A 22,613-nucleotide genomic window follows, 5' to 3' on the forward strand; every position below is an offset into this window, starting at 1 on the left:
GTCAGCCGGTCGCCAGGTACCGCGCCGCCGAGGCGATGTGGTCGGCGTCGATGCCCGCCCAGGCCAGGAGTTCCTTGGGTGACCCGGAGCCCGGCATGCCGCGTACGGCGAGGTGGACCATCGAGGGGTTCACCCGGCCGTCGGCGACGAGACTGTCCTTCACCGCCGAGCCGAGTCCGCCCTCCGGGTGGTGGTCCTCGGCCACCACGATCCGGCCCCCGGTGGCGACGGCGGCGGTGGCGAGCGTCTCGTCGTCGATCGGCTTGATCGAGTAGCAGTCGATGACCCGGGCGCGGATCCCCTCGCCCGCCAGGACGTCGGCCGCCGCGAGGCACGCGTGCAGGGTGACGCCCGCGCCGACGAGGGTCACCGCGTCCAGGTCGGAGGAGCGCAGGACCTTCGACCCGCCGACCGGGAAGGTCTCGCCGTCCGGGTACAACACCGGGTACTTGCCGCGGGTGGTGCGCAGGTAGCTGATGCCGCGCAGGCCGGCCATCGCGTCGGTGAGGGCGACGGTGCTGGTGGCGTCGCTCGGGTAGAGCACTGTCGAGCCCTGCACCGCGCGCATCATCGCGAGGTCCTCGAGGCCCATCTGCGACGGGCCGTCGGGGCCGATCTCGATGCCGGCGTGCGAGCCGACCAGCGACACGTCGACGCCGGAGACGGCGCCCATCCGGATGAAGTCGTACGCCCGGGTGAGGAACGCCGCGAAGGTGGACGCGAACGGGTGGTACCCGCGCACCGCGAGGCCGGTCGCGGCCGCGACCATCTGCTGCTCGGCGATGAACATCTCGAAGTACCGCCCGGGGTGGGCGCGCGCGAACTCGAACGCGTACGTCGAGTTGCTGACCTCACCGTCCAGCGCGACGACGCGGGGATCCCGGGCGCCGAGGGCGACGAGGGCGTCGCCGTACGCCTTGCGGGTCGGCACCGGCTCGCCCACGTCGTAGCGGGCGGGGGTGCTCCGTCGGGTCGGTTCGGTGGTGACCGGCCGGGCCGCCGCGTCTCCGGTGGGGCTGGCGCCGTCGCCGTCGGTGGTGACGGGACGCGGGCCGCGCACGGTCAGGTTGCGGACGCCGCCGAGTTCCCGGATCGCCCGCTCGGCCATGTCCGGCGGGAACGGCTTGCCGTGCCAGTCGTTGCTGTCCTCCACCTCGGAGAAGCCGCGCCCCTTGACGGTCCGCGCCAGGATCACCGTCGGCTGTTCCCCGGCGGTGTCCTCGGCCGCGCTCATGGCGGCGTCGACGGCGGTCAGGTCGTGACCGTCGACGACCAGGACGCGGGCGCCGAACGCCTCGGCCCGCCGGGCGTACGCGTCGACGTCCCAGCCGAGGTCGGTCGGGCCGCGCTGGCCGAGCCGGTTGACGTCCACCATCGCGATCAGGTTGGACAGCCGGTAGTAGGACGCCTTGTCCAGCGCCTCCCAGATGGAGCCCTCGGCCATCTCACTGTCCCCACACAGCACCCAGACGCGGTACGGCTGCTTGTCCAGGTACTTCCCGGCGAGGGCGATGCCGACGCCGTCGGGCAGCCCCTGACCGAGCGAGCCGGTGGCGACGTCCACCCAGGGCAGGGCCGGGGTGGGATGGCCCTGGAGGCGCTGCCCGAACCGGCGGTAGCCGTTCATCAGCTCGTCCTCGGAGATCACCCCGACCGCCTTGAACAGGGAGTAGAGCAGCGGGGAGGCGTGACCCTTGGACAGGACCAGGTGGTCGTTGGCCGGTGACCGGGGATCGTCCCAGTCGTAGCGCAGGTGCCGGGTGACGAGCACGGCGAACAGGTCGGCCGCCGACATGCCGGACGTGGGGTGCCCGGACCCGGCACTCGTGCTGGAACGGACCGAGTCGACGCGGAGCTGCGCGGCCACGTCGGCCGCGGTGTCGAGGCCGATGGTTGCGGTGGGGGCGGTGAGCGTCACGTTGCCTCCTGTGACTGCGCGGGCCGGGTGCTGCCGCCGCGCTTACCCCGCACGGCCCCGATCAGACGTGGACGTTTTCCGTCGCCCGGATCGCGCCCCCGGGTCGTACCGCGGGTGTTGGATCGGGGCGGACGGGAGGTGCCGGTTGAGCTACGCCGAGGTCAACGGGTTGCGGCTCTGGCACGAGTCGCACGGCGCGGGGCGGGCGCTGGTGCTGCTGCACGGCGGGTTCGGCAGCGCGGAGATGTTCGGCCCGATCATGCCGGCGCTGGCCGGGCGGCACCGGGTGATCGGAGTCGACCTCCAGGGGCACGGCCACACCGCCGACGTCGACCGGCCGCTGCGCTACGAGTCGATGGCCGACGACGTCGCCGCGCTCCTGCGCCACCTGGAGTTGCCCGAGGCCGACCTCGTCGGCTACTCGCTGGGCGGCGGCGTGGCGCTGCGCGTGGCGATCCAGTACCCGGGGCTGGTGCGCCGTCTGGTGATGGTCTCCGCGCCGTGCCGCCGGTCCGGTTGGTACCCGGAGGTGCTGGCCGCCATGGCCAGCCACGACGAGGAGTTCGGCGAGCGGATGCGCGGCACCCCGCCGCACGAGCGCTACGTCCGGGTGGCGCCGCGGCCGCAGGACTGGCCGCGGCTCTGGGCCAAGTCGGGGGAGCTGCTGCGCCGCGACTACGACTGGTCCGCCGAGGTGGCCGCGCTGGCCCTGCCCACCCTGCTGGTCTTCGCCGACGCCGACTCGATCCCGACCGCCCACGCGGCCGAGTTCTTCGGGCTGCTCGGCGGTGGTCACCGCGACGCGGGCCGGGACGGCGCCGACCGGCCGTCCGCCCGGCTGGCCGTGCTGCCCGGGCTCACCCACCACGACATCGTCAGCTCGCCGGCCCTGCCCGCGGCGGTGCTGCCGTTCCTCCACCATCCCGCCGTCGCCCCCGCCTGACCCGCCGGTCGCCGCCGCCGCCCGGCCCGGGGCCGGGCCGCACCACCGGGCCAATGACCTGCGGCGGCGGCGGACCGGGCGCGGCGGGATCCCGCCGCGCCCGGCGCCCCGGTCAGCTGGTGAAGCCACCGTCCACGTTGACCACCGCACCGGTCACGTACGCGGCCTCCGGCGCCGCCAGGTGGGCGACGGTAGCCGCGATGTCGGCGGGACGCGCGTAGCGGCCCAGGGCGGTGAACCCGGCGATGGTCGCCGCGTTCGGGCCGTCGGCCGGGTTGGTGTCGGTGTCGGTCGGACCCGGGTTCACCAGGTTGACCGTGATGCCGCGCGGTCCCAGCTCCCGGGCCAGACCGCGGGTGAGCCCGGTCAGCGCGGTCTTGCTCATCGAGTACAGCGCGAGCCCGGGGAAGACGGCCCGCTCGCCGACGTTGCTGCCGATGCTGATGATCCGGCCGCCGTCTCCCAGGTGTCGGGCGGCCGCCTGCGCGGCGACGTACGGGGCCCGGACGTTCACCGCGAGCGTCCGCTCCAACTCGTCCGTGCCCAGCGCGTCGACGGCGCCGACCAGGAACACTCCGGCGTTGTTCACCAGGATGTCCAGCCGGCCCAGCTCGGCGGCGGTCCGGTCGACTGCGTCCCGCACCGCCGTGGGGTCGGCGCTGTCCGCCTGGACCGCGAGGGCTCGCCGGCCCAGCGTCTCGATCCGGCGCACCACCGTCGCTGCCTGGTCCCCGCTTCGCCGGTAGGTCAGCGCCACGTCGGCGCCGTCCTGCGCGAGGCGCAGCGCGATGCCCGCCCCGATGCCCCGCGCACCACCGGTGACCAGGGCGACCTTTCCTTCGAGTGTCGTCATGCAACGATCATGGAAGCGGGGCGGGTCCCCGGTCTGGCGGTGATCGGACCCCTCGTTCCCCACCGACCGCCAGGTCCGATCTCCGCCAGCGGGGTCAGCGGAGGCGGGTCGCCAGCCACGGGAGGAGGGCGTCCGCCTGGGCCTGCTGGAACGCGCGGACGGTCGGGATGTTGGCCGGGGCGGGCCGCCGCGCCGCGTCGGTGAAGTAGCCGGCCAGGCCGGCGTACGTGCCGGTCAGCGCGTCCGGGTCGACGTCGGCGGTGAGCGGCAGTCGGCGCAGCAGCGCCTCGGTGTCGTGCCCGCCGTGCAGCCGCACGTTGACCAGCAGCAGCGCGGTGTCCAGCCAGGCCGGTCCCCGGCAGGCCCACGGCCAGTCGACCACGGTCACCGCGCCGGCCGGGTCGACGAGCAGGTTGTCGGCCCGGAGGTCCACGTGGCAGAGCGTGTCGCCGGCGAGTGCGGCGAGTCCGCTGTCGGCGGCGGCGCGCAGCTCGTCCAGGTGGGTGCGGGCCCACGGGTCGAGCCGCGCGGGCGGGTCGGCGGCGATACGGTGCCAGCCGGCGAAGTCGTACGCGAGCTGCTCGGCGGCGGTCGGCGCGTGCGACACCGGGTTCGGGGTGAGCGCCACCGCCATCGCCTCCAGCGTGGACAGCACGGTGGCCAGCTCGTCGGCGCGCCACGGGGTGGCCGGATGCCGGCCGTCCGCGTCGGTGAAGACCAGCGCGACCCAGTCGCCGTCGTCGTGGCACCCGAGCAGCCGGGGCGTCGGCGCGGACGCCGGCAGCGCGGCCGCGACGCGCGCCTCCGCCCGGTGCATCCGCGGACTGTCCGGGTTCTGGGCCGGGCTGACCGCCTTGACGAACGCGCGCCGCCCGCTCGCCGTGCGGACCCGGTCGGCGGAGCCGGGGGAGTAGCCGCCGGGCTGGGAGACCGCCTCGACCACCCGGTCGCCGAGGATCTCCTGCACCGCCGCCCGGACGTGGTCGGGCAGTTCGGCCCAGCCGACCCGGCTCTTGGTCAACGCCGTCATCCGCTCACGGTGCGCGACGCCCGGGCCGGCCGGCAACCCGATTACCCGGCGGCTGCGGCGTCGTCGCGGGCTACCCGGACCGGGTGCGACGGCCGCCGGCGCGGCGACCCCCGTCACCCGGTGGCCGGGGCGTCCGCCGTCGGTCGGTCCGGGCGGGACAGCCGCGCCGCGGCGAGGCCGAGCAGCAGCACGGCCGCGGCGAAGACCAGCGCGTTGACCGCGACCGTGGGGTAACCGAGCCGCGGCACGTCGAGGAACGGGTAGAGGTAGCGGTCGTCGGCTCGGCTGAAGGCGGCGCCGCGGACCAGGATCGCCGCGAGCCAGACCAGCGGGTACCCGAGCAGGCTGACCGCGTACGCCGGAGGGAGCGCCGGCCGAGGACGGCGGCGGAGCCAGTCGGCGGCGGCCAGCGGCGGCGCCACCGCGTGCAGCAGCAGGTTGCCGGCGTCGGAGACCGGGCCCCGGGCGGCCTCGGTAGCCACCATGGCGTATCCGCTGAACGGGTTGGCCAGCACCAGGAGGAAGACGAGGCCGGTGACCACCAGGTAGACGGTGAGCGCGGTACGCAGCCGGTCACCGCCGCCGAGCAGCAGCACCGCGAGGTACGCGAGGTCCACCTGGACGGTGAAGTAGCAGAGCAGCTCGAGCGGCTCGTCGCGGGCGGCGACGAAGGAGAGCGCCAGGCCGACGGCGAGCACCAGCACGGTGCTCACCCGCAGGACCCGGCCGGACACGCGGCGGACGCTACCATCGGCGCATCGAGGGACGCCACGACGACGAGCTGCGGCGGGTGCGGGCCATCCTGGCCGCCGACGCCGCGCGGGAGCCGAACGCCACGCTCGCCCTCCTCGGTGACAAGCGGTTCCATTTCTCGACCTCCGGGACCGGCTTCCTGATGTACGGGGTGAGCGGCCGCTCGTGGATCGCCTTCGGCCCGCCGGTCGGGCCGCCCGCCGAACGGTTCGCGCTGCTGCGGGACTTCTGCGCGGCGGCGCGCCGGGCCGGTCGGCGGCCGGCGGTGTACCACGTCGGCGACTCGCTCCTGCCGGACCTGCGCCGGCTCGGCCTCACGGCGCACGCCGTGGGTGAGGCGGCGAGCCTGCCACTGGCCGGCTTCTCCCTGGCCGGCCCGGCCCGCGGGAAGCTGCGCCGCAACTGGCACCGGCTGGCCCGCCGCGAGGACCTCACGTTCCGGGTCGCGCCGGGCGCCGACCTGGTCGGCGATCTGCGCCCGGTCTCCGACGCCTGGCTGGCCGGGCGCCCCGACATGGGCTTCTCGTTGGGTGGCTTCGTCCCCGGCTATCTGGCGGAGCTGCCGGTCGCCGTGGTGCGCCGGGGGGACCGGGTGGTCGCGTTCGCCGCGCTGCTGGCCACCCCGGACCGCTGGGGCGTGGACCTGATGCGGTACCGGCCGGACGCGCCGCGCAGCGTCATGGAGCACCTGCTCGTCGAGGTGGTGCTCGCGGCCCGGGACCGCGGGCTGCGGAGCGTCGAGCTGGGCCTCGCCCCGCTGGCCGGGCTGACCGGCACCGACCCGCTGTGCCGCCTGGGGCGCGCGGTGTACGCGTACGGGGAGCGCTGGTACGGGTTCCGGGGGCTGCGCCAGTTCAAGGCGAAGTTCGATCCGGTCTGGTCTCCCCGCTATCTCGCCGCGCCCCGGGAACGTGACCTTCCGCTGGTCCTGGCCCAGGTGGGTCGGCTGTCGACCCGGCCGGCCCCGACCTCGTCGCCCCGGCCCCCGACGCCCCGGCCCCCGACGCCCCGGTCCTCGTCGCCCCCACTCCCGTCGCCCCGGCCGCCGTCGGCCCCGGCGGTGGGGACACCGCCGAGTAGATGGCCGTCAACTCCGCCAGGTAGCGCCGGCCCGTCCACGCGGTGAACCCGGCCCGCCCCTCGGCGATCACCCGCTCGCGCAGCTCGCCGTCGGTGAGCAGTCGGACGAGCAGCGCGCCGAGTGCCTCCGGCGTGGCGGCCGCGACCGGCCGGCGGGTGCCGGTGCCGGGGCGCGTCGCGAGCCCGTCGTCCACCATGGCCACCGGCAGCCCGTACGCCTCGGCCTCGCCGAGCACCAGCCCCTGCGTGTCGGTGGTCGAGGCGAAGGCCAGCACGTCGGCGGCCCGGTAGTGCGCGCCGACCCGGCCGCGCGGCACCGGGCGGAGCAGGTGCAGCGCGTCGGCGACATCGAGCCGGCGGGCCGCCCGGCGTACCGCGCGCCGGTTGCGCCGCGCGCCGAGCAGCACGAGCCGGGCGGCCGGCAGCTCGCGCCGCACCCGCGCGAACGCGGCGAGCAGCAGCTCCGGGCCCTTCTCCGGCGACACCCGGCCCACGGCGAGCAGCACCGGCGCGTCGGGCGAGATGCCCAGCCGGGCCCGCAGCCGCCGCCGGTCGTCGGCGTCCGGAGTCGGCGGCGCGACCGGGGTGGGCAGCACCGCGATCCGGGTCCGGCCGGCCATCGGCGCCATCGCCGCCGCGGTCTTCGCCGACGGGGCGAGCAGCACGGTCATGTGCGCGAGCAGGCACCGGCCGAGTTCCGCGAGCCGGGTCTGCCGGGCCGGCCCGCGGCGGGCCAGCGCCCACAGGGCCGGCAGCCGCCAGCGCAGCCCCAGCCGCAGCCCGGCGTACGCGGCGCCGATCGGCACCTCCGGGTAGTAGGCCGCGTACGCCACCAGGTCGGTGTGCCAGGTGAACACGACCGGTACGCCGTGCGCGGCGGCGTGCCGCAGCGCCGCCACCCCGAGCGGGCCGGTGGTGTGCACGTGCAGCACGTCCGCCGGCGCGCCCGGCGGCCGAGGAGGTGTCAGCCGCCACGGCCGGGTCGGCACCGGCACCGACGGCAGCTCGCCCGGCCGGCGCCGCCGCCGGGACAGCGGGCCGGGACAGTGCAGGGTGACCTGGTGGCCGGCGGCGCGCAGCAGCGCCACCGTGGTGCCCACCGAGGTGGCCACCCCCTCGATGTTGGCGAGGTGGCTGTCGCTGACGTGCACGATCCTCACCGCGCCATTCTCGTCACCCGTCGCTCGTCGGGCCGCCCCCCGATCGGGCGTACCGCAGGATGACCAGTCCACTGTCGAACGGCCGGGTCTCGACCAGGGTGAAGCACCGCGGGTCGAAGCTCCGGGTGGCGAGGGGGATGCCGCTGCCGACGACGATCGGGTTCAGCTTGATGATCAGCTCGTCGACCTCGGGGAGGAGCTGGCCGGCGAGCTGCCCGCCGCCGGCGAGCCAGATGTCCCCGCCGTCGCGCCGCTTGAGCCCTCGGACGAACTCGACCGGGTCGGTGGAGACGATCTCCACCTCCGGCTCGGCGGCCGGGGGCAGCGAGCGGGAGAAGACGTACTGCTGGAGGTGGGCGTAGGGGCTGGTGATGCCGGCCGTCAACGCGGGGTCGTAGGTGCCGCGGCCCATCACCACGGCGTCGAACCGGCCCGTCGCCCGGTCGATGTCGTAGTGGGCGTGGGCGAAGGTCGGGAACGTCTGGGGGTAGGTGGCCGACAGGTGGGCCGCCACGTCGGGCTCCAGCGGGAGGAAGTCGTACGACCCGTCCGGGGCGGCGATGAAGCCGTCGAGGGTGCTGGCCACGTAGTACACGAGCTTGCGCAAGCGGGAACTCCCTTAATCACTACTGCTGTCGTGGTTCAACCTACAACAGGTGTTGTGGTTCTTGCTAGGGTCTTCGTCGTGGCACGGAACGTGGAACGGCGGGCGGCCCTGGCGGACGCGGGGCTGCGGGTGCTGGCCGCGACCGGGGCGCGGGGGCTGACCCACCGCGCGGTGGACGCGGAGGCGGGGGTGCCGGTCGGCACCGCCTCGAACTACTTCCGCTCCCGGGACGCGCTGCTCGGCGCGCTGGGCGAGCGCGTCTTCGAGCGGTTCGCGCCGGACGAGGAGGTGCTCGCCAGCCTCGGCGCCCGGGAGCCGTCGCTGGAGCTGCTCACCGACTACGTCCGGTACATCGTCGAGCGGACCACCCGGCACCCCGAGCTGACCCGGGCGCTGTTCGAGCTGCGGCTGGAGGCGGTCCGCCGCCCCGACCTCGCCCGGATCCTCGGCGACACGCTGCGCCGGGGCTACCGCGACGACGTCGCCTTCCACGTCGCCGCCGGATTACCGGGTGGCGCGTTCGAGGTGGCCCTGCTGCACTACGCGATGGACGGGCTCCTGTTCGACCTGCTGTCCACCTCCATCGACGTCGGGTTCGACGCCGACGAGGTGGTGTCCGCGTTCGTGTCCCGCCTGGTCGCCGGCGCACCCGGCGCCGGGACCGGCGGCTCGTCCGCCCGGGACGCCGCGGACGAACGGGTCGACGGAGCCGGAGGCGCAGGAGAGGGTGGTACCGGATGGACGTGACGCTGACCCCGATGACGGCGGACGAACTGGCGCGGCTGCGCGGGCCGCTGGAACGGTCGTACGCCGAGGAGTTGACCCGCCACCGCGGCCTGGCACCGGAGGCCGCCCGGGACCGGACGGCGGCCCAGACCGCCGCGCTGCTGCCGGACGGCGCGGCCACCGAGCGGGTACTGCTGCGGGTGGCGCGGGCCGGCGACGTCGAGGTCGGCTGGATCTGGGTCACCCTGCCCGGCGCGGCCGGCCCGACCGACGCCCCGGTCGGCTCCAACCGGGCCTGGATCCACAACATCGAGGTGCATCCGGCGCACCGGGGGCGCGGCCACGCGCGGCGCATGATCCAGCTCATCGAGGCCGAACTCGCCCGGCTCGGCGTGGCCGAGATCGGCCTGAACGTGTTCGGCTCGAACACCGTCGCCATCGGGCTCTACCAGAGCCTCGGCTTCCGGGTCACCGCCCAGCAGATGGCCAAGCCGATCGCTCCACCTGGGCCGTAACCCGGTGCTGACCTGCGAAGGACTGTTCGCCAGTCCAGCGGGAAAGCGCGCCCCGACGCACCCGGGAGGAGCGACGGATGACGCATGGCGCCGGACTGACCATCGGTGTGCTGGGCTCGTACGGCGGTCGGAACCTCGGCGACGAGGCGATCCTCACCGGGCTCCTGACCGATCTGCGCCAGCAGGAGCCGAACGCCCGGATCATCGTCTTCTCCCGCGACCCCGCACACACCCGGGTCGCCCACCCGGACGTGGAGGCGGTGCCCTGGGAGGGGGTCAGCCGCACCGACTCGGCGCTGGTCCTGGCCCAGCTCGACCTGCTGATCCTCGGCGGCGGCGGCATCCTCTACGACCGGGAGGCCCGCCGCTACCTGCGGGTGGTCCGGGTCGCCCAGGAGCGCGGCCTGCCGCTGATCACCTACGCGGTCGGGGTCGGGCCGCTCAGCGACGGGGTGGACACCGGCATGGTCCGGGAGACCCTGGCCGGCGCCGCCCAGGTGACCGTCCGGGACCAAGAGTCCCGGATGGTGCTCGAGGAGGCCGGGCTGATCAACCCGATCACGGTCACCGCCGACCCGGCGTTCCTGCTGGAACCCGCGGAGTTCCCCGCCGACCTGCTGCGTGAGGAAGGGGTGCCGGCTGGCAAGCGGCTGGTCGGGATGAGCGTACGGGAGCCGGGCCGGGCCGCCGAACGGCTGGACGTGGACGGCTACCACCGGCTGCTGGCGCAGATCGGCGACTTCCTCGTGCACCGGATCGACGCGTACGTGCTCTTCGTCCCGATGGAACGCGACGACATCCGGCACTCGCACGGCGTGCTCTCCCACATGATCGCCGCCGAGCGGGGTCGCATCCTGCACGGCACGTACTCGCCCCAGCAGGTGCTGGGCCTGATGAACCACTTCGACCTGGCCGTCGGCATGCGGCTGCACTTCCTGATCTTCGCCGCGATGGTGGGCACGCCGTTCCTCCCGCTGCCGTACGCGGGGAAGGTCTTCGACCTGGCCCAGCGACTCGGCGTACCGGCGCTGCGCGGAGTGGAGCGGGAGGTGGAGGGCCCGCTGCTCGCCGAGGTCGACCGGCTCTGGGACGAGCGCGAGGAGCGGGCCGAGGCCACCGCCCGCCGGGTCGCCGAGGTGTGCGACCAGGCCCGAGGCACCTCCCAGGTCACCCGGGCGGTGCTGGAGAGCATCCGGTCCCGCAGCCTCAGCCGCGCCTGACCGGCCGCGCTGCCGGGCCGGCCCCGCCCCCTCAGACGGCCGGGCCGCGCCAGCAGTAGCGCCAGTCCGAGGGCTCGTCCACGGCGGACTCCAACTCGTAGATCTGCGCCTCGGCCAGCCCCTGCGCGCCGAGGTGGTGGTGGGTCAGCGGCGGCCGGCCGTTGCTGTCCAGCTCGACGGTGACGGTCTGCCCGTCGGCCACGCCGCCCACCAGAGGGATCTCTACCGTTGAGGCCATGCGCCCATCCTGCCCTCCCGGGCGGGACCTCGCAGCGGATAGCGGGGGCAGCGCGGGTCGACAGCGCGGGCAGCGCGGCGGATCGCGGGGCCGCGCGCAGCGCGACGGCCGGCTAACGTCCGGTCATGGCGGAGACGACGATCGACCCCACGCTCGGGCCCGTGCTCGCGCGCACCGGCGACGAGCGCGCCGTCCTCGAATCCTTCCTCGACTTCCACCGCGCCGTGGTGCTGCGCAAGCTGCGCGGGCTCTCCGACGCCGACGCGGCCCGCCGGCTGGTGCCGTCGGCGACCACCCTCCTCGGCCTGGTCAAGCACCTCACGCTGGTGGAGCGCAACTGGTTCCCCTGCCTGCTCGCCCCCGGCCCCGGCGACGTCTACCTGACCTCCGAGGAGGACGCGGTCGCCAGCTTCGCCGTCACCGCGGAGGACACCGTCGACCGGATCGCCACCGCGTACGAGCGGGCCTGCGAGCGTTCGCGCGCGGTCGCCGCCGGCTTCGACCTCGACCACGTCGTGCCCCACCCGCAGCTCGGCGAGGTGTCGGTGCGCTGGATCCTGGTGCACATGGTCGAGGAGACCGCCCGGCACGCCGGCCACGCGGACATCCTCCGCGAACTGACCGACGGGCAGACGGGCGCGATCTGACCACCGGCCCGCTCTACCCGGTGGGGAGCAGTCCCGGCGGATACTCCATCCCGTCGTGCGTGCAGGCGGCAGCGGCCACCCGGGCGGCGTACGCCGCGGCGTCGGCCAGCGCCGCACCGCCCAGCGTCGCCGCGATGAGGCCCGCCGCGAACGCGTCCCCGGCGCCGTTGGTGTCCACCACCGGCCCCGGCGGTACCGCGGCGGGCACGGGCGTCGGCGCGCCCGCCCCGAGGTGCAGCTCGGCGCCGTCCGCGCCTCTCGTCACCACGACGGCACGCGGCGCCAACCCGGCCGCGACCGCCGCCGCCCGGTCGCCGAGCCGGACCCCGCTCAGGAAGACCAGGTCGGCCGCCGCGGCGAACGGCCGGTGGTAGGTGTTCTCGCCGTCCCAGTCGTGCAGGTCGGTGCTCAGGCCGGCTCCGTCGGCGAGACCGTCCCGCAGGGTGGGGAGCAGGCCGATCGTCCAATCCATGATCGACAGGTGGACGTGCGCCGCGTCCCGGACCAGCACGGCCAGCTCGGCCGCGGTCAGCGGCGGCGGGCCCTGCCAGGGGCGCGGGTCGTAGAGGGACATCCGCCGCCCGGCCGGGTCGACCAGGTTCACCGAACGGCGGGTGCCGACCGGGTCCGCCAGCAGCACCGGCCGCACCCCGGTCCGGGCCAGCGCCGCCCGCACCACGTCCCCGGCCGGGTCGGCGCCGAGCACGTCGACCACGGCCACCCGCAGCCCCAGGGCGTGTGCGGCGAGCGCCACCCCGGCCCCGGTGTTGCCGATCCGCAACTCGACCGGGTCGACGGTGAGGGAGTCGGCGACCGGCAGCGGCAGCACGGGCACCCGGACCCGTACGTCCACCCCCAACCCACCGATCACGAGGAGGTCGAACACGGCGCCGACGGTAGCCGGTCCGGCCCGCCTATCCTGGGCCCGGGCGTCGGGAGGGGGAGCGCGTGCTGGTCGTCCACGGGTTGTGGCTGCCCGGTGCCGCGGAACTCGCCGTCTGGGCCGAGGACAGCGGGCTGCCGGCGGACCCCCCGCGGCGCCCGGGCCGGGCGCCCCGCGAGCGTCCGCACCCGTTCGCCGCCGACCAGCCCGCCCTGGCCGCGGCGCTCGCCGAGGCCGCCGAGCCGACCGGGCTCGGCTCGCTGCGGCTCACCCTGCCGACCCGGGCCGGCGCGCCGGCCGACTCGCCGGAGCTGATCCGGACCGACGTCGCGGCCCCGGCCCGCGGACGAATGACCCTCGCCGGGTGGCGGGTCCCCGTCCTGCGGTACGCCGCGGACGCCGCCCTGCCGTTGCTCCGCGCCCTGGACGAGCTGCCGGCGGTGCCCGGGGCGACCCTGCGCCACCTCGCCGAGGTCGCCGACTTCGCGGCCGATCTGGTCGCCCGGGGTCGGGTCCTGCCCGGTGTCATCGAGCCGCCCGCCACCGACCCCGACACCGCCCCGGTAGCCGGATGGGCCTCCCCGGTCGCCGACGCCGCCGACGCCCCGGCCCGCGCGGTATGGCGGCCGCTGCTCACCGGCACGGACGCCGGCTGGGCCCGGTCCGTCGCCCTCGCCCTGCCGCCGGCCGCCCGGGCCGCCGACCCGGAGGCCGCCGCCGGGGCCCTGGTCGCCGACGCGCTGGACGCGTTGACGGACGCCGCGGCCCGAGCGGCGCTCGCGCAGACCGCGCTGGCGCGCGGTGTGCGGCCCGGCGGTGTGGTGCCGGCCTGGCTGGCGGCGCTCGCCGGGCCACGCCCGGACTTCACCGCCGACCCGGCCGCGCTCGCCACCCTCCGCACCGAGCTGGACGCCTGGCAGCGGGACGCGGCCGGCGGCGCGGTGCGGGCCAGCTTCCGGCTGGTCGAACCACCCGTCGACGAGGTCACCGAACCGGTCGTCGTCACCGTTCCCGCCCCGCCCGCCCGGGTGACCGGCACCCGCCCGACGGTGGACCACCTCGCCGGCGGACCGGGCGTGCCGCTCGACGGCAGCGGTGAGCGGGCCTCCCGGGGAGCCGTCCGAGGCGGTGCGGGCGCCGCGCCGGTTCCGTCGACCGACGGCGGCCGCTGGCGGCTGGAGTTCGGGCTCCAGGCCGCCGACGAGCCGAGCCTGCACGTCGACGCCGGGCAGGTGTGGCGGGACCCCGCCGCGGTGTCCGCGCTCGCCGGGCGGGCGGCCAGTCCGCAGGAGACGCTCCTCGCCGAGCTGGGTCGGGCCAGCCGACTCTGGCCCGACCTCGATTCGGCGCTGCGCACCGCGGTACCCGAGGCCCTGGACCTGGACGTCGAGGGCGCGCACCGGTTCCTCCGGGAGGGCGCGCCGGTGCTGCACGCCGCCGGGTTCGGGGTGCTGCTGCCGTCTTGGTGGCAGCGCCCGTCGTCCCGGCTCGGCGCCCGACTGAAGGCCCGGAGCCGGACCGCGCCCGGCACCGTGGCCGCCGCCGGCGGCGGGGTAGGCCTGGACGCGCTGGTCGACTACCGCTGGGAGGTGGCGCTCGGCGACCAGCCGCTTTCCGCCGACGAGCTGGCGTCGCTGGCCGCCCTGAAGACCCCGCTGGTCCGGCTGCGCGGTCGCTGGGTGGAGCTGGATCCCAGGCGGCTCGCCGCCGGGCTGCGGCTGCTCCGCTCGGCCGGCGAGCTGACCGTCGCCGACCTGCTCCGGCTCGGGCTCACCGCCGGCGACGACGAGGCGGCGTTGCCGGTGCTGGAGGTGGCCGCCGACGGGGCGCTCGGCGACCTGCTCGCCGGCGCGGTGGAGCGGCGCCTCACCCCGCTGGACCCGCCCCCGGCGTTCCACGGCACGCTGCGCCCGTACCAGCGACGAGGGCTGGCCTGGCTGGCCTTCCTCCAGTCGCTCGGCCTCGGCGGGGTGCTGGCCGACGACATGGGACTGGGCAAGACGGTGCAGCTGCTCGCGCTGCTCGCCGGGGACCCGCCGGAGGCCGGGCCGACCCTGCTGGTCTGTCCGATGTCGCTGGTCGGGAACTGGCAGCGGGAAGCGGCGCGGTTCACGCCGGAGCTGCGCGTACACGTGCACCACGGGGCCGAGCGGGCGCGGGGAGAGGCGTTCACCGCGGCCGTGCACGGCGCGGACCTGGTCCTCACCACCTACTCGGTGGCGGCCCGCGACGCGGTCGCGCTGGCCGGCATCGACTGGCACCGGGTGGTGGTCGACGAGGCGCAGGCGATCAAGAACGCCTCCACCCGCCAGGCCGAGGCGGTCCGGGCGCTACCGGCCCGGCAGCGGGTCGCCGTCACCGGCACGCCGGTGGAGAACCGGCTCGCCGACCTCTGGTCGATCATGCAGTTCGCCAACCCCGGGCTGCTCGGACCAGCGGCGACGTTCAAGAAGCGGTTCGCCGAGCCGATCGAGCGGCACGGCGACGCCGAGGTGGCCGAGCGGCTGCGCCGCATCAGCGGTCCGTTCGTCCTGCGCCGGCTCAAGACCGACTCGTCGATCATCTCCGATCTGCCGGAGAAGCTGGAGATGGAGGTGGTCTGCAACCTCACCGCGGAGCAGGCGTCGCTCTACCGGGCGGTGGTCGACGACATGCTGGCGAAGATCGAGTCCAGCGAGGGCATCGAGCGGCGAGGGCTGGTGCTGGCCACGATGACGCGGCTCAAGCAGGTCTGCAACCACCCGGCCCAGCTGCTGCGCGACGGCTCGGCGCTGGACGGTCGCTCCGGCAAGCTGGCCCGGCTGGAGGAGATCCTCGACGAGGTCCTCGCGGCGGGGGAGAAGGCCCTGCTCTTCACCCAGTACGCCGAGTTCGGCGGCATGCTGCGCGGGCACCTCTCCGCCCGGTTCGGCCGCGAGGTGCTGTTCCTGCACGGCGGGCTCGGCAAGGCCGACCGGGACGCCATGGTGACCCGGTTCCAGTCCCCGGACGGGCCGGCGATCTTCGTGCTCTCGCTGAAGGCCGGCGGCACCGGGCTCACCCTGACCGCGGCCAACCACGTCGTGCACGTCGACCGGTGGTGGAACCCGGCGGTGGAGGACCAGGCCACCGACCGGGCGTTCCGGATCGGCCAGCGCCGCCGGGTGCAGGTCCGCAAGTTCGTCTGCGCGGGCACGGTGGAGGAGAAGGTGGCAGCCCTGATCGCGGACAAGCGCAACCTCGCGGCCCAGGTGGTGGGCACCGGCGAGCAGTGGGTCACCGAGCTGTCCACCGCGCAGCTGCGCGAGCTGTTCGCGCTGGAGTCCGGGGCGGTGGTCGAGTGAGCGAGTCACCGAGCGGGCGGTTCGCCGACTACGGGCGGCCCCGCCGGGTCGACGGCGGGCTGAGGGCGCGCAGCACCCGGGGCGCCATCGGCCGGTCGTGGTGGTCGCGACGCTTCCTGGAGGTGCTGGAGTCCTTCGCGCTCGGCACGCGGCTCACCCGCGGCCGGTCGTACGCACGGGCCGGCCAGGTGGTCCGCCTCGACATCGCCCCCGGCGCGGTGACCGCGGTCGTGCAGGGCTCCCGGCCGAAGCCGTACGACGTCCACATCGGACTGCCCGCGTTCCCGGCGGCGCTCTGGGAGCGGATCGAGGCGCACCTGGCCGCCCAGGCGTTCTTCAGCGCCCGACTGCTCGCCGGCGACCTGCCGGCCGAGCTGGAGGAGGTGTTCGCCGAGGCGGACGCGCCGCTCTTCCCGGCCGGGATCGACGAGCTGACCCAGCGGTGCAGCTGCCCGGACTTCGCGGTGCCGTGCAAGCACCTCGCGGCCACGTTCTACCTGCTCGCCGAGGCGTTCGACGCCGACCCGTTCGAGCTGCTGCACTGGCGCGGACGCGGCCGGGCCGAGCTGCTCGACCGGCTCCGTGCCCTGCGCGCCGAGGCCACCGGCGCCCCGTCTCCGGGACCGTCCCACGAGGACGGTGCGACCGGAGAGGTCACCGCGGCCGCGGCACCCGCCGTCGGTGCGGCGCGGGCCCTGGCCGGTCTGCCACCGGCGCCGATCGCCGACGTGGCGGACCGGTTCTGGCTGCCACCGGTGCCGCTGCCGGACCGGCCGCCAAGCCTCGCCACCGGCCCGGATCTGCTGTTGCGACAGCTCGGCCCGCCGGCTCCCGCCATCGGCGGGCCCGGCCTGGTGGAGCGGCTGCGCCGGGCGTACCGGGCGTTCGGCCGCTGAGGTCGTCCGCCCGGACCGGTCGTGCGCTCACGCCGTCGCGCTCGTCGGTCGCGGCGCGACCGGCCCGTGGTCAGGTCGGTCGCGCCGCGACCGGCGGGCGGTCGGGCTCGTCGTCGCGCCGTGACCGGCGGCCGCGGTCACGGCGTTCATAGCCAGCGGCGGCGGAAGCGCCACATGAGTACCGCGTTGGCCACCAGCACCACGGCGCAGATCGCGCCGGCCAGCCGTCCGGCGAGCACGGTCATCGCCGGCAGCGAGGCCCACAGCAGGATGGTCAACAGCATCAGATACCGGCCGCGGCGCCCCTTCGCCCGGTTGTCCAACCGGGCGAAGAACGCCGGGTCGGTCTCCCGGAGGTTGCGGGTGATCTGTTCGAACCTGCGCTGATCCTCTTTGCTGAGCATGGCGGTGCCTTCCCCTCACGCGTTCAGCGGTTCGGCGGCATACCCGCTGCGACGGCGGCTCACGCCGTCCGCCGCCGGTACTTTTCCCGCTCCGCCAGCGCCGACGCCCGCCGGGCGTAGGGGATTTCCGGCCCACCCCACGCGGACCCCCGTGGGGCTCCCCGGGGGACCCCCGGGGACGCCTCAGCACCGGCTTATCCGAGCCTTAAGTTTGGCTGTGCCGGTGAACGGGCCCAGAAGCGCCGCGGGCGGCGAAAATGTCACACCGACGGCTTCCCGGCGCGGGTACGCCCTGCTCGGGGCGGTGGTAACCGGACGGCCGTCCGGCTGGACCGCCCACCACGTGCTGAGGGCTGTCTTAAGTGCCCTCACGAGGCCTTTCGGTGCGCCTTGTCCGCACCGGACCCCTTGGTTACCTTCCCGTGGCAACCCCCTCAGGCATCAGTCGCCGTCGCTGCCACCACTGCCCGGTCGCAGCGTGTCGGCGCTCAGCAGAAATCGGGATTGGTACATGGCCGACCAGAACGTGCCACCACGTCGACCGCGGGACGACCGCGGCTGGGACGGACGTCAGCACCCCACCCCCGGCGGGTACCACGACCTGACCGCGTCCGCCCGGTACGGGTACGACGCACCCGACCCGCACCAGGGCGGATACCCGACGCAGGACGACCCGCGTACCTCGTACACCCCGGTGGGCCATCCCGGTCCGGCACCGCAGGGACCACAGTGGGTGGGCCCCGAGGGCCTCGGCCGGCCGGCCCCCGCCCGCACCGTCGGCGGCGGACTGCCCCAGCTGGATGATGACGGCGAGCCGGGCCGCGGCGTCGGCCGACGCCGGGCCCTCGCCGCCCTCGGTGGCACCGCCGCCGTGGTCGCGGGCGGCGCCGCGCTGGCGATGACCCCGCAGCTGCGGGACCTCTTCGGCGACGACGCGGCGGCCGACGCCACCGGCACCACGGTGACCGACGGCACCGCCGCCCGCCCGAGCGGGCAGCAGCCGAGCACGGTGCGCACCTACACCGAGCAGAACGAGAGCTACATGGGCTCCCGGGCCGGCGAGGCGCTGAAGAAGAACGCCCCGTCCGGTGGTCGCTCGTTCTCCGGGCCGGCCGCCGCGGCCGCCGCGACCAAGGTGACCGTGAAGACCGTGCTCGCCAAGGACCCGGTGCTGCACCTGGCCCGGCGCGCCACGTTCGGCCCGACCCCCGAGGTGGTCGCCGACATCAAGCGCCTCGGCATCGACGCCTGGATCCGGGCGCAGTTCGCCTCGGACCAGATCGCGCCGAGCCGAGCCGAGCTGAAGCTCGCCGAACTGCCCACCCTCAAACTCTCCGTGCAGCAGTTGCGCGACCAGCGGGACCAGCTCAACGAGCGGGGCGCGCAGCCGGAGCGGGAGATGGTGGACGCCACCCTCGCCCGGCAGATCTGGTCCAAGCGCCAACTGTTCGAGGTGATGGTCGACTTCTGGAACGACTTCCTGCACGTCGCCGCGGACTTCGACGGCGGCGAGGTCTACCGGAATTCGTTCGACCGGGACGTCATCCGGGCGCACGCGATGGGCAGCTACCCGGAGATGCTGGTCGCCGCGAACAGGCACCCCGCCCTGCTGGTCTACCTCAACCAGAACGACTCCCGCGCCGACGCGGTCAACGAGAACCTCGCCCGGGAGAACCTGGAGCTCTATTCGGTGGGCGTCGACGGCGGCTACACCGAGAAGGACGTCCGGCAGGCGGCCCTGCTGCAGACCGGCCGCGGCGTCGACGACGGCAAGTACGTCTTCCGCGCCGACCGGCACTACGTCGGCAAGGTGAAGATCCTCGGGTTCACCCACGAGAACAACTCGAAGGACCCGAAGAAGGCCGACGCGGCGATCGACGCGTACATCACCTACATCGCGCTGCACCCGTCGACCGCCCGGTACGTCGCGCAGAGCCTCGCCACCCGCTTCGTCTCGGACACCCCGCCGAAGTCCCTGGTGGACCGGCTGGCCAAGACGTACACCGCCAACAAGGGCATGATCAAGCCGGTGCTCATGACGATGTTCAGCTCGTCGGAGTTCTGGGCCGCGGTGGGGCAGAAGGTCCGCCGGCCGATGGAGTACCTGGTGGCCACGTACCGCACCCTCGGGGTCTCGCCGGAGGCGTCGCCGAAGCACGACAACGGCGACAACAAGCGCACCCCGTTCGCCCGGGGCCTGCGGCAGATCCACGACAAGCTGCGCGAGCTGGGGCAGTACCCGATGGGCCAGCCCACCCCGGACGGCTACCCGGACGTCTACGTCGCCTGGACCTCGGCCGGCAGCATGGTCAACGGGTGGAACGAGGCGGGCGAGCTGGTCGCCGGCTACCGCACGCAGTTCACGTACGTGAAGCCGGAGAAGCTGGTCGCCAGGCCGCCGGCGACCGCCGGGGCGTACGTGGACGCGCTCGCCCAGCGCCTCGTGGGGCAGAAGCTGGGCGCCCGGGAGAAGACGCTGATCCTCGGCGTGGCCGGCGTGCCCGCGGGCGCCAAGGTCGACGCGATGTTCAACGGGGCCATCACCGCCGTCGCGCGGGCGATCCTCGCATCCCCCCAGCACCACCTCCGGTGAGGCACCCGATGGAGAAGACTGTGTACACCTACCCCCTGCACCCCGACTGCCCGGACCTGCGGCGGTTGGCCGACAACCCGGCCGAGGCACTGCTGCGGGCCGAGGCCGACGTCGTGGCCGCCGAGAACGCCGCCGAGGCCGACCGCTACCGCCGGCTGGAGGAGCTGGAGGAGGCCCAGCAGGACGGGCGGGGCGTCACCCGGCGAACCTTCGTCGCCGGCGCGGCCGCCACCGCCACCGCGCTGGCCACCGCCCAGTTCGTCACCACCTCGGCGTCCTTCGCCGCCACCAAGACCGGCACCCTGATCCACGTCTTCCTCTACGGCGGTCTGGACGGGCTGAGCCTGGTCGCGCCGGCCAACGACCCGGTGCTCGCGAAGGCCCGGCCGGACCTGCTGCTCGGCGAGGACTCCCTGGCCCTGGGCCGCGGTTTCAAGCTGACCAGCGCGTTCAAGCCGCTGGAGCAGTGGCTCAAGGCCGGCCAGCTCGGCTTCATCCCGGCCGTCTCCGACGAGCGGCTGTCCCGCAGCCACTTCCAGGCCGCGGACGCCTGCAACCTGGGCGGCCTGCCCAACGAGACCGGGGGGCGCGGCTGGCTGGACAGCCTGGTCGACGCGCTGGGCAAGGGCACGGCGTTCCGCAGCGTCGGGATCGGCAGCACCCTGCCGCGGTCGCTCGTCGGCAACAACGGCGCGCTCTCCCTGAACAGCGTCGGGTCGCTGCGGCTCAACGGCGACGACCGCTACCGGGCCGCCACCGAGAAGGCGATCCGCGGGCTCTTCACCGGCATCAACCACCCCGTCGAGGAGGCCGTGCAGTCCGGGCTCGGCGCGCTGGCCACCGCGCAGAAGCTCGCCGCCAAGCCCTACCAGCCGGCCGAGGGCGTGAAGTACGAGGGCGTCGGCTACGCCTTCCAACAGCTCGCCCAACTGATCAAGGGCGGGGCCAACGTGCGGGTCGCCACCGTCGGCATGGGCGGTTACGACACCCACGAGAACCAGGGCACCCGCTCCGGCGGCCAGCTCCACCGGCGACTCGGCGAGCTGGCCGGCGCGCTGGCCGCGTTCTTCACCGACCTCGGGCCGCAGGCCGCCGACGTGACCGTCATGGTCTCCAGCGAGTTCGGCCGGCGCGTCGCCTCCAACAGCGGGGGCACCGACCACGGCCACGGCGGCGTGATCACCCTGCTCTCCGGGCGTAAGCTGGCCGGCTCGCTGCTCGGCACCTGGAATGGATTGAACGACCTGGACTCCGGCGACGTACCTGAGTACAACAACATGTTCAACGTCTACGGGGCCGTCGCGCAGGGCCGCTTCGGGCTCACCAACGCGGAGGTGGACAAGATCTTCCCGCGGCAGAAGTACGCCCCGATGAAGCTGTACGCGTGACGCACCAGGACACGTACGCGGCCGGCCGCCACACCGGGACCTACCCCCGGTACGGCGGCCGGCCGTTCCCTCCACCGCCACCGCCGGCGGCGCCGCGGCGCGGCCCCGGCGGTCGCCGGACGCTGTCCGCCCTGTTCTGGGTGGGACTGGTGGCCGGCGTGCTGCCCTGGTGGCTGGACACCCCGGCCGGTTCGCTGGCCACCACCGCCGACCTCCTGACCGCGGCGGGTCGGATCACCGGGCTGGTGGCCGGCTACCTGCTGCTGGTGCAGGTGCTGATGATGAGCCGGCTCGGCGTGCTCGAGCGGTGGATCGGCGGCGAGCGGATCTCCCGTGTGCACCGGGACCTCGGCGCCACGCTGCTCGTCGCGGTGCTCGCCCACATGGCGCTGATCGTGGTCGCCTACGCCGACGTGGAGGGCAACTCCGTCGTCGGCGAGGTCGGCGTGCTGCTGCGCGACTACGAGGACATGGTCAGCGCGTTCGCGGCCGCCGGCATCCTGGTGCTGGTCGGGTTCACCGGGATCCGGGCGATCCGCACCGTGCTGCCGTACGAGCTCTGGTACCACCTGCACCTGACGAGCTACGGTGCGCTGTTGCTCGGCTTCGCCCACCAGTTCAGCAACGGCGCACAGCTCTTCGAGCCCGGCCCGGTCCGCACCGGCTGGATCGCGGCGTACCTGCTGGTGCTCGCCGCGCTCGTCTGGGGGCGGCTCGTCGCGCCGCTGCGGTTCAACCTGCGGCACCGGCTGCGGGTGGCCGACGTGGTCGCGGAGACGCCGGACACCATCTCGATCTACCTGACCGGCCGCCGGTTGAACCAGGCGGACCTGCTCGGCGGGCAGTACTTCCGCTGGCGGTTCCTCACCCGCGGCTGCTGGTGGCAGTCGCACCCGTTCTCGCTGTCCGCCGCCGGCAACGGCCGGTGGCTGCGCCTGACCGTCAAGGTGGTCGGATCGCACACCGCCGACCTGCGCGGCCTCGACCCCGGCACGCTGGTCTGGGCGGAGGGCCCGTCGGGCACGTTCACCGCCGCGCACCGCACCCGCGAGCGGGCGCTGCTGATCGCCGGAGGGAGCGGCATCGCCCCGCTGCGGGCGATGCTCGAGGAGTTGCCGCCGGGCGCGGCGTTGATCTACCGCGCCCGTACACCGGCCGACGTGCTGCTCCACCAGGAGCTGGACTGGCTGGCCCAGGCCCGGCACACCTCGATCTGGTACGTCATCGGCCGCCGCGACGACCCCGGGCCGCGCCAGGTCATGAGCCCGGACGGGCTCCGCCAACTGGTCCCCGACCTGAACCGCCGGGACGTCTACCTGTGCGGCCCGCCCGGTCTGGTCGAGGAGTCGGTGCGGGCGCTGCGCGAGGCCGGCGTGTCCCGCCGCCAGATCCACCTGGCCACGTTCGAGCTGTAGCCGTCGGAGAGTAGAGGCACC

General features: G+C 74.9%; 19 protein-coding genes and 1 pseudogene. 11 read left to right on the forward strand and 9 right to left on the reverse strand.

Annotated elements, in window-relative coordinates:
• Window position 1 precedes the first annotated feature (1 nt).
• Window positions 2-1,918 carry a transketolase gene (locus O7603_RS28880; protein WP_281572877.1) on the reverse strand — a complete coding sequence of 639 codons (1,917 nt, stop codon included), beginning with the start codon at window positions 1,916-1,918 and terminating at the stop codon, window positions 2-4.
• 145 nt (window positions 1,919-2,063) lie between these two features.
• On the opposite strand from O7603_RS28880, the gene O7603_RS28885 reads away from it, so the two are divergent.
• Complete coding sequence (locus O7603_RS28885) at window positions 2,064-2,861, forward strand: alpha/beta hydrolase (RefSeq protein WP_281572878.1); 798 nt, start codon at window positions 2,064-2,066, stop codon at window positions 2,859-2,861.
• A gap of 112 nt (window positions 2,862-2,973) precedes the next feature.
• Here the strand turns inward: O7603_RS28885 and O7603_RS28890 are convergent, their stop codons facing one another.
• From O7603_RS28890 to O7603_RS28900, 3 genes are all read right to left on the reverse strand, one after another.
• The gene (locus O7603_RS28890) at window positions 2,974-3,714 is read right to left on the reverse strand and encodes an SDR family oxidoreductase (RefSeq protein WP_281572879.1); all 741 of its coding nucleotides are present in this window, start codon (window positions 3,712-3,714) and stop codon (window positions 2,974-2,976) included.
• Between the two features lie 94 nt (window positions 3,715-3,808).
• A complete protein-coding gene (locus O7603_RS28895; protein ID WP_281572880.1) occupies window positions 3,809-4,744 on the reverse strand; it encodes a phosphotransferase in 936 nt (311 codons plus the stop codon).
• 113 nt (window positions 4,745-4,857) lie between these two features.
• On the reverse strand, window positions 4,858-5,478 hold the full coding sequence (locus O7603_RS28900; RefSeq protein WP_281572881.1) for a Pr6Pr family membrane protein: 621 nt from the start codon (window positions 5,476-5,478) through the stop codon (window positions 4,858-4,860).
• Window positions 5,479-5,534: 56 nt separating this feature from the next.
• Here O7603_RS28900 and O7603_RS28905 point away from each other — a divergent pair, with 56 nt between their 5' ends.
• Window positions 5,535-6,623, forward strand: coding sequence for a GNAT family N-acetyltransferase (locus O7603_RS28905; protein ID WP_348651039.1), 1,089 nt, complete (start codon window positions 5,535-5,537; stop codon window positions 6,621-6,623).
• 19 nt (window positions 6,624-6,642) lie between these two features.
• Here O7603_RS28905 and O7603_RS28910 read toward each other — a convergent pair.
• A pseudogene (locus tag O7603_RS28910) lies at window positions 6,643-7,809 on the reverse strand (glycosyltransferase); the annotation flags it as partial.
• Window positions 7,751-8,344 (reverse strand): dihydrofolate reductase family protein, encoded by a 594-nt coding sequence (locus O7603_RS28915; protein WP_281572883.1) that lies wholly within the window; start codon window positions 8,342-8,344, stop codon window positions 7,751-7,753. The gene O7603_RS28915 and the pseudogene O7603_RS28910, both read right to left, overlap by 59 nt.
• Window positions 8,345-8,422: 78 nt before the next feature.
• Between O7603_RS28915 and O7603_RS28920 the strand changes: the two genes are divergently transcribed.
• The 3 genes from O7603_RS28920 to O7603_RS28930 all read left to right on the forward strand — a co-directional run bounded on the left by O7603_RS28920 (window position 8,423) and on the right by O7603_RS28930 (window position 10,805).
• Window positions 8,423-9,091: a TetR/AcrR family transcriptional regulator gene (locus O7603_RS28920; protein WP_281572884.1), complete on the forward strand. Its 669-nt coding sequence runs from the start codon at window positions 8,423-8,425 to the stop codon at window positions 9,089-9,091.
• On the forward strand, window positions 9,082-9,585 hold the full coding sequence (locus O7603_RS28925; RefSeq protein WP_281572885.1) for a GNAT family N-acetyltransferase: 504 nt from the start codon (window positions 9,082-9,084) through the stop codon (window positions 9,583-9,585). The genes O7603_RS28920 and O7603_RS28925 overlap by 10 nt, the downstream gene beginning before the upstream one ends.
• Before the next feature lie 77 nt (window positions 9,586-9,662).
• A complete protein-coding gene (locus tag O7603_RS28930) occupies window positions 9,663-10,805 on the forward strand; it encodes a polysaccharide pyruvyl transferase family protein (RefSeq protein WP_281572886.1) in 1,143 nt (380 codons plus the stop codon).
• A 31-nt stretch (window positions 10,806-10,836) separates the two neighbouring features.
• Here O7603_RS28930 and O7603_RS28935 read toward each other — a convergent pair whose 3' ends face one another.
• Window positions 10,837-11,043, reverse strand: a complete 207-nt coding sequence (locus tag O7603_RS28935) for a hypothetical protein (RefSeq protein ID WP_281572887.1) — start codon at window positions 11,041-11,043, stop codon at window positions 10,837-10,839.
• Between the two features lie 125 nt (window positions 11,044-11,168).
• Between O7603_RS28935 and O7603_RS28940 the strand changes: the two genes are divergently transcribed.
• Window positions 11,169-11,690 (forward strand): DinB family protein, encoded by a 522-nt coding sequence (locus O7603_RS28940; RefSeq protein WP_281572888.1) that lies wholly within the window; start codon window positions 11,169-11,171, stop codon window positions 11,688-11,690.
• Window positions 11,691-11,703: 13 nt separating this feature from the next.
• Here O7603_RS28940 and O7603_RS28945 read toward each other — a convergent pair whose 3' ends face one another.
• Window positions 11,704-12,576 carry a carbohydrate kinase family protein gene (locus O7603_RS28945; protein WP_281572889.1) on the reverse strand — a complete coding sequence of 291 codons (873 nt, stop codon included), beginning with the start codon at window positions 12,574-12,576 and terminating at the stop codon, window positions 11,704-11,706.
• 62 nt (window positions 12,577-12,638) lie between these two features.
• Here O7603_RS28945 and O7603_RS28950 point away from each other — a divergent pair, with 62 nt between their 5' ends.
• Window positions 12,639-15,896, forward strand: a complete 3,258-nt coding sequence (locus tag O7603_RS28950; protein ID WP_281572890.1) for a DEAD/DEAH box helicase — start codon at window positions 12,639-12,641, stop codon at window positions 15,894-15,896.
• Window positions 15,893-16,792 (forward strand): SWIM zinc finger family protein, encoded by a 900-nt coding sequence (locus tag O7603_RS28955; protein WP_281572891.1) that lies wholly within the window; start codon window positions 15,893-15,895, stop codon window positions 16,790-16,792. Before O7603_RS28950 ends, O7603_RS28955 begins: the two co-directional genes overlap by 4 nt.
• A gap of 146 nt (window positions 16,793-16,938) precedes the next feature.
• Here the strand turns inward: O7603_RS28955 and O7603_RS28960 are convergent, their stop codons facing one another.
• The gene (locus tag O7603_RS28960; protein WP_281572892.1) at window positions 16,939-17,196 is read right to left on the reverse strand and encodes a DUF3040 domain-containing protein; all 258 of its coding nucleotides are present in this window, start codon (window positions 17,194-17,196) and stop codon (window positions 16,939-16,941) included.
• Window positions 17,197-17,707: 511 nt separating this feature from the next.
• Here O7603_RS28960 and O7603_RS28965 point away from each other — a divergent pair.
• The 3 genes from O7603_RS28965 to O7603_RS28975 are packed head-to-tail and all read left to right on the forward strand — an operon-like array spanning window position 17,708 to window position 22,592.
• Window positions 17,708-19,789, forward strand: coding sequence for a DUF1800 domain-containing protein (locus O7603_RS28965; protein ID WP_281572893.1), 2,082 nt, complete (start codon window positions 17,708-17,710; stop codon window positions 19,787-19,789).
• Between the two features lie 8 nt (window positions 19,790-19,797).
• Window positions 19,798-21,177 carry a DUF1501 domain-containing protein gene (locus tag O7603_RS28970; protein WP_281572894.1) on the forward strand — a complete coding sequence of 460 codons (1,380 nt, stop codon included), beginning with the start codon at window positions 19,798-19,800 and terminating at the stop codon, window positions 21,175-21,177.
• A complete protein-coding gene (locus tag O7603_RS28975; RefSeq protein ID WP_281572895.1) occupies window positions 21,174-22,592 on the forward strand; it encodes a ferredoxin reductase family protein in 1,419 nt (472 codons plus the stop codon). The genes O7603_RS28970 and O7603_RS28975 overlap by 4 nt, the downstream gene beginning before the upstream one ends.
• Window positions 22,593-22,613 lie beyond the last annotated feature (21 nt).

The sequence above is a fragment of the Micromonospora sp. WMMD812 genome, from assembly GCF_027497215.1.
Lineage (GTDB): Bacteria > Actinomycetota > Actinomycetes > Mycobacteriales > Micromonosporaceae > Micromonospora.

Excerpts from the sequence above, each read along its gene's own strand:
- O7603_RS28890 (WP_281572879.1), bottom strand. The coding sequence starts at position 3,714 with ATGACGACACTCGAAGGAAAGGTCGCCCTGGTCACCGGTGGTGCGCGG.
- O7603_RS28895 (WP_281572880.1), bottom strand. The coding sequence starts at position 4,744 with ATGACGGCGTTGACCAAGAGCCGGGTCGGCTGGGCCGAACTGCCCGAC.
- O7603_RS28925 (WP_281572885.1), top strand. The coding sequence starts at position 9,082 with ATGGACGTGACGCTGACCCCGATGACGGCGGACGAACTGGCGCGGCTG.
- O7603_RS28930 (WP_281572886.1), top strand. The coding sequence starts at position 9,663 with ATGACGCATGGCGCCGGACTGACCATCGGTGTGCTGGGCTCGTACGGC.
- O7603_RS28935 (WP_281572887.1), bottom strand. The coding sequence starts at position 11,043 with ATGGCCTCAACGGTAGAGATCCCTCTGGTGGGCGGCGTGGCCGACGGG.
- O7603_RS28940 (WP_281572888.1), top strand. The coding sequence starts at position 11,169 with ATGGCGGAGACGACGATCGACCCCACGCTCGGGCCCGTGCTCGCGCGC.
- O7603_RS28960 (WP_281572892.1), bottom strand. The coding sequence starts at position 17,196 with ATGCTCAGCAAAGAGGATCAGCGCAGGTTCGAACAGATCACCCGCAAC.
- O7603_RS28965 (WP_281572893.1), top strand. The coding sequence starts at position 17,708 with ATGGCCGACCAGAACGTGCCACCACGTCGACCGCGGGACGACCGCGGC.
- O7603_RS28970 (WP_281572894.1), top strand. The coding sequence starts at position 19,798 with ATGGAGAAGACTGTGTACACCTACCCCCTGCACCCCGACTGCCCGGAC.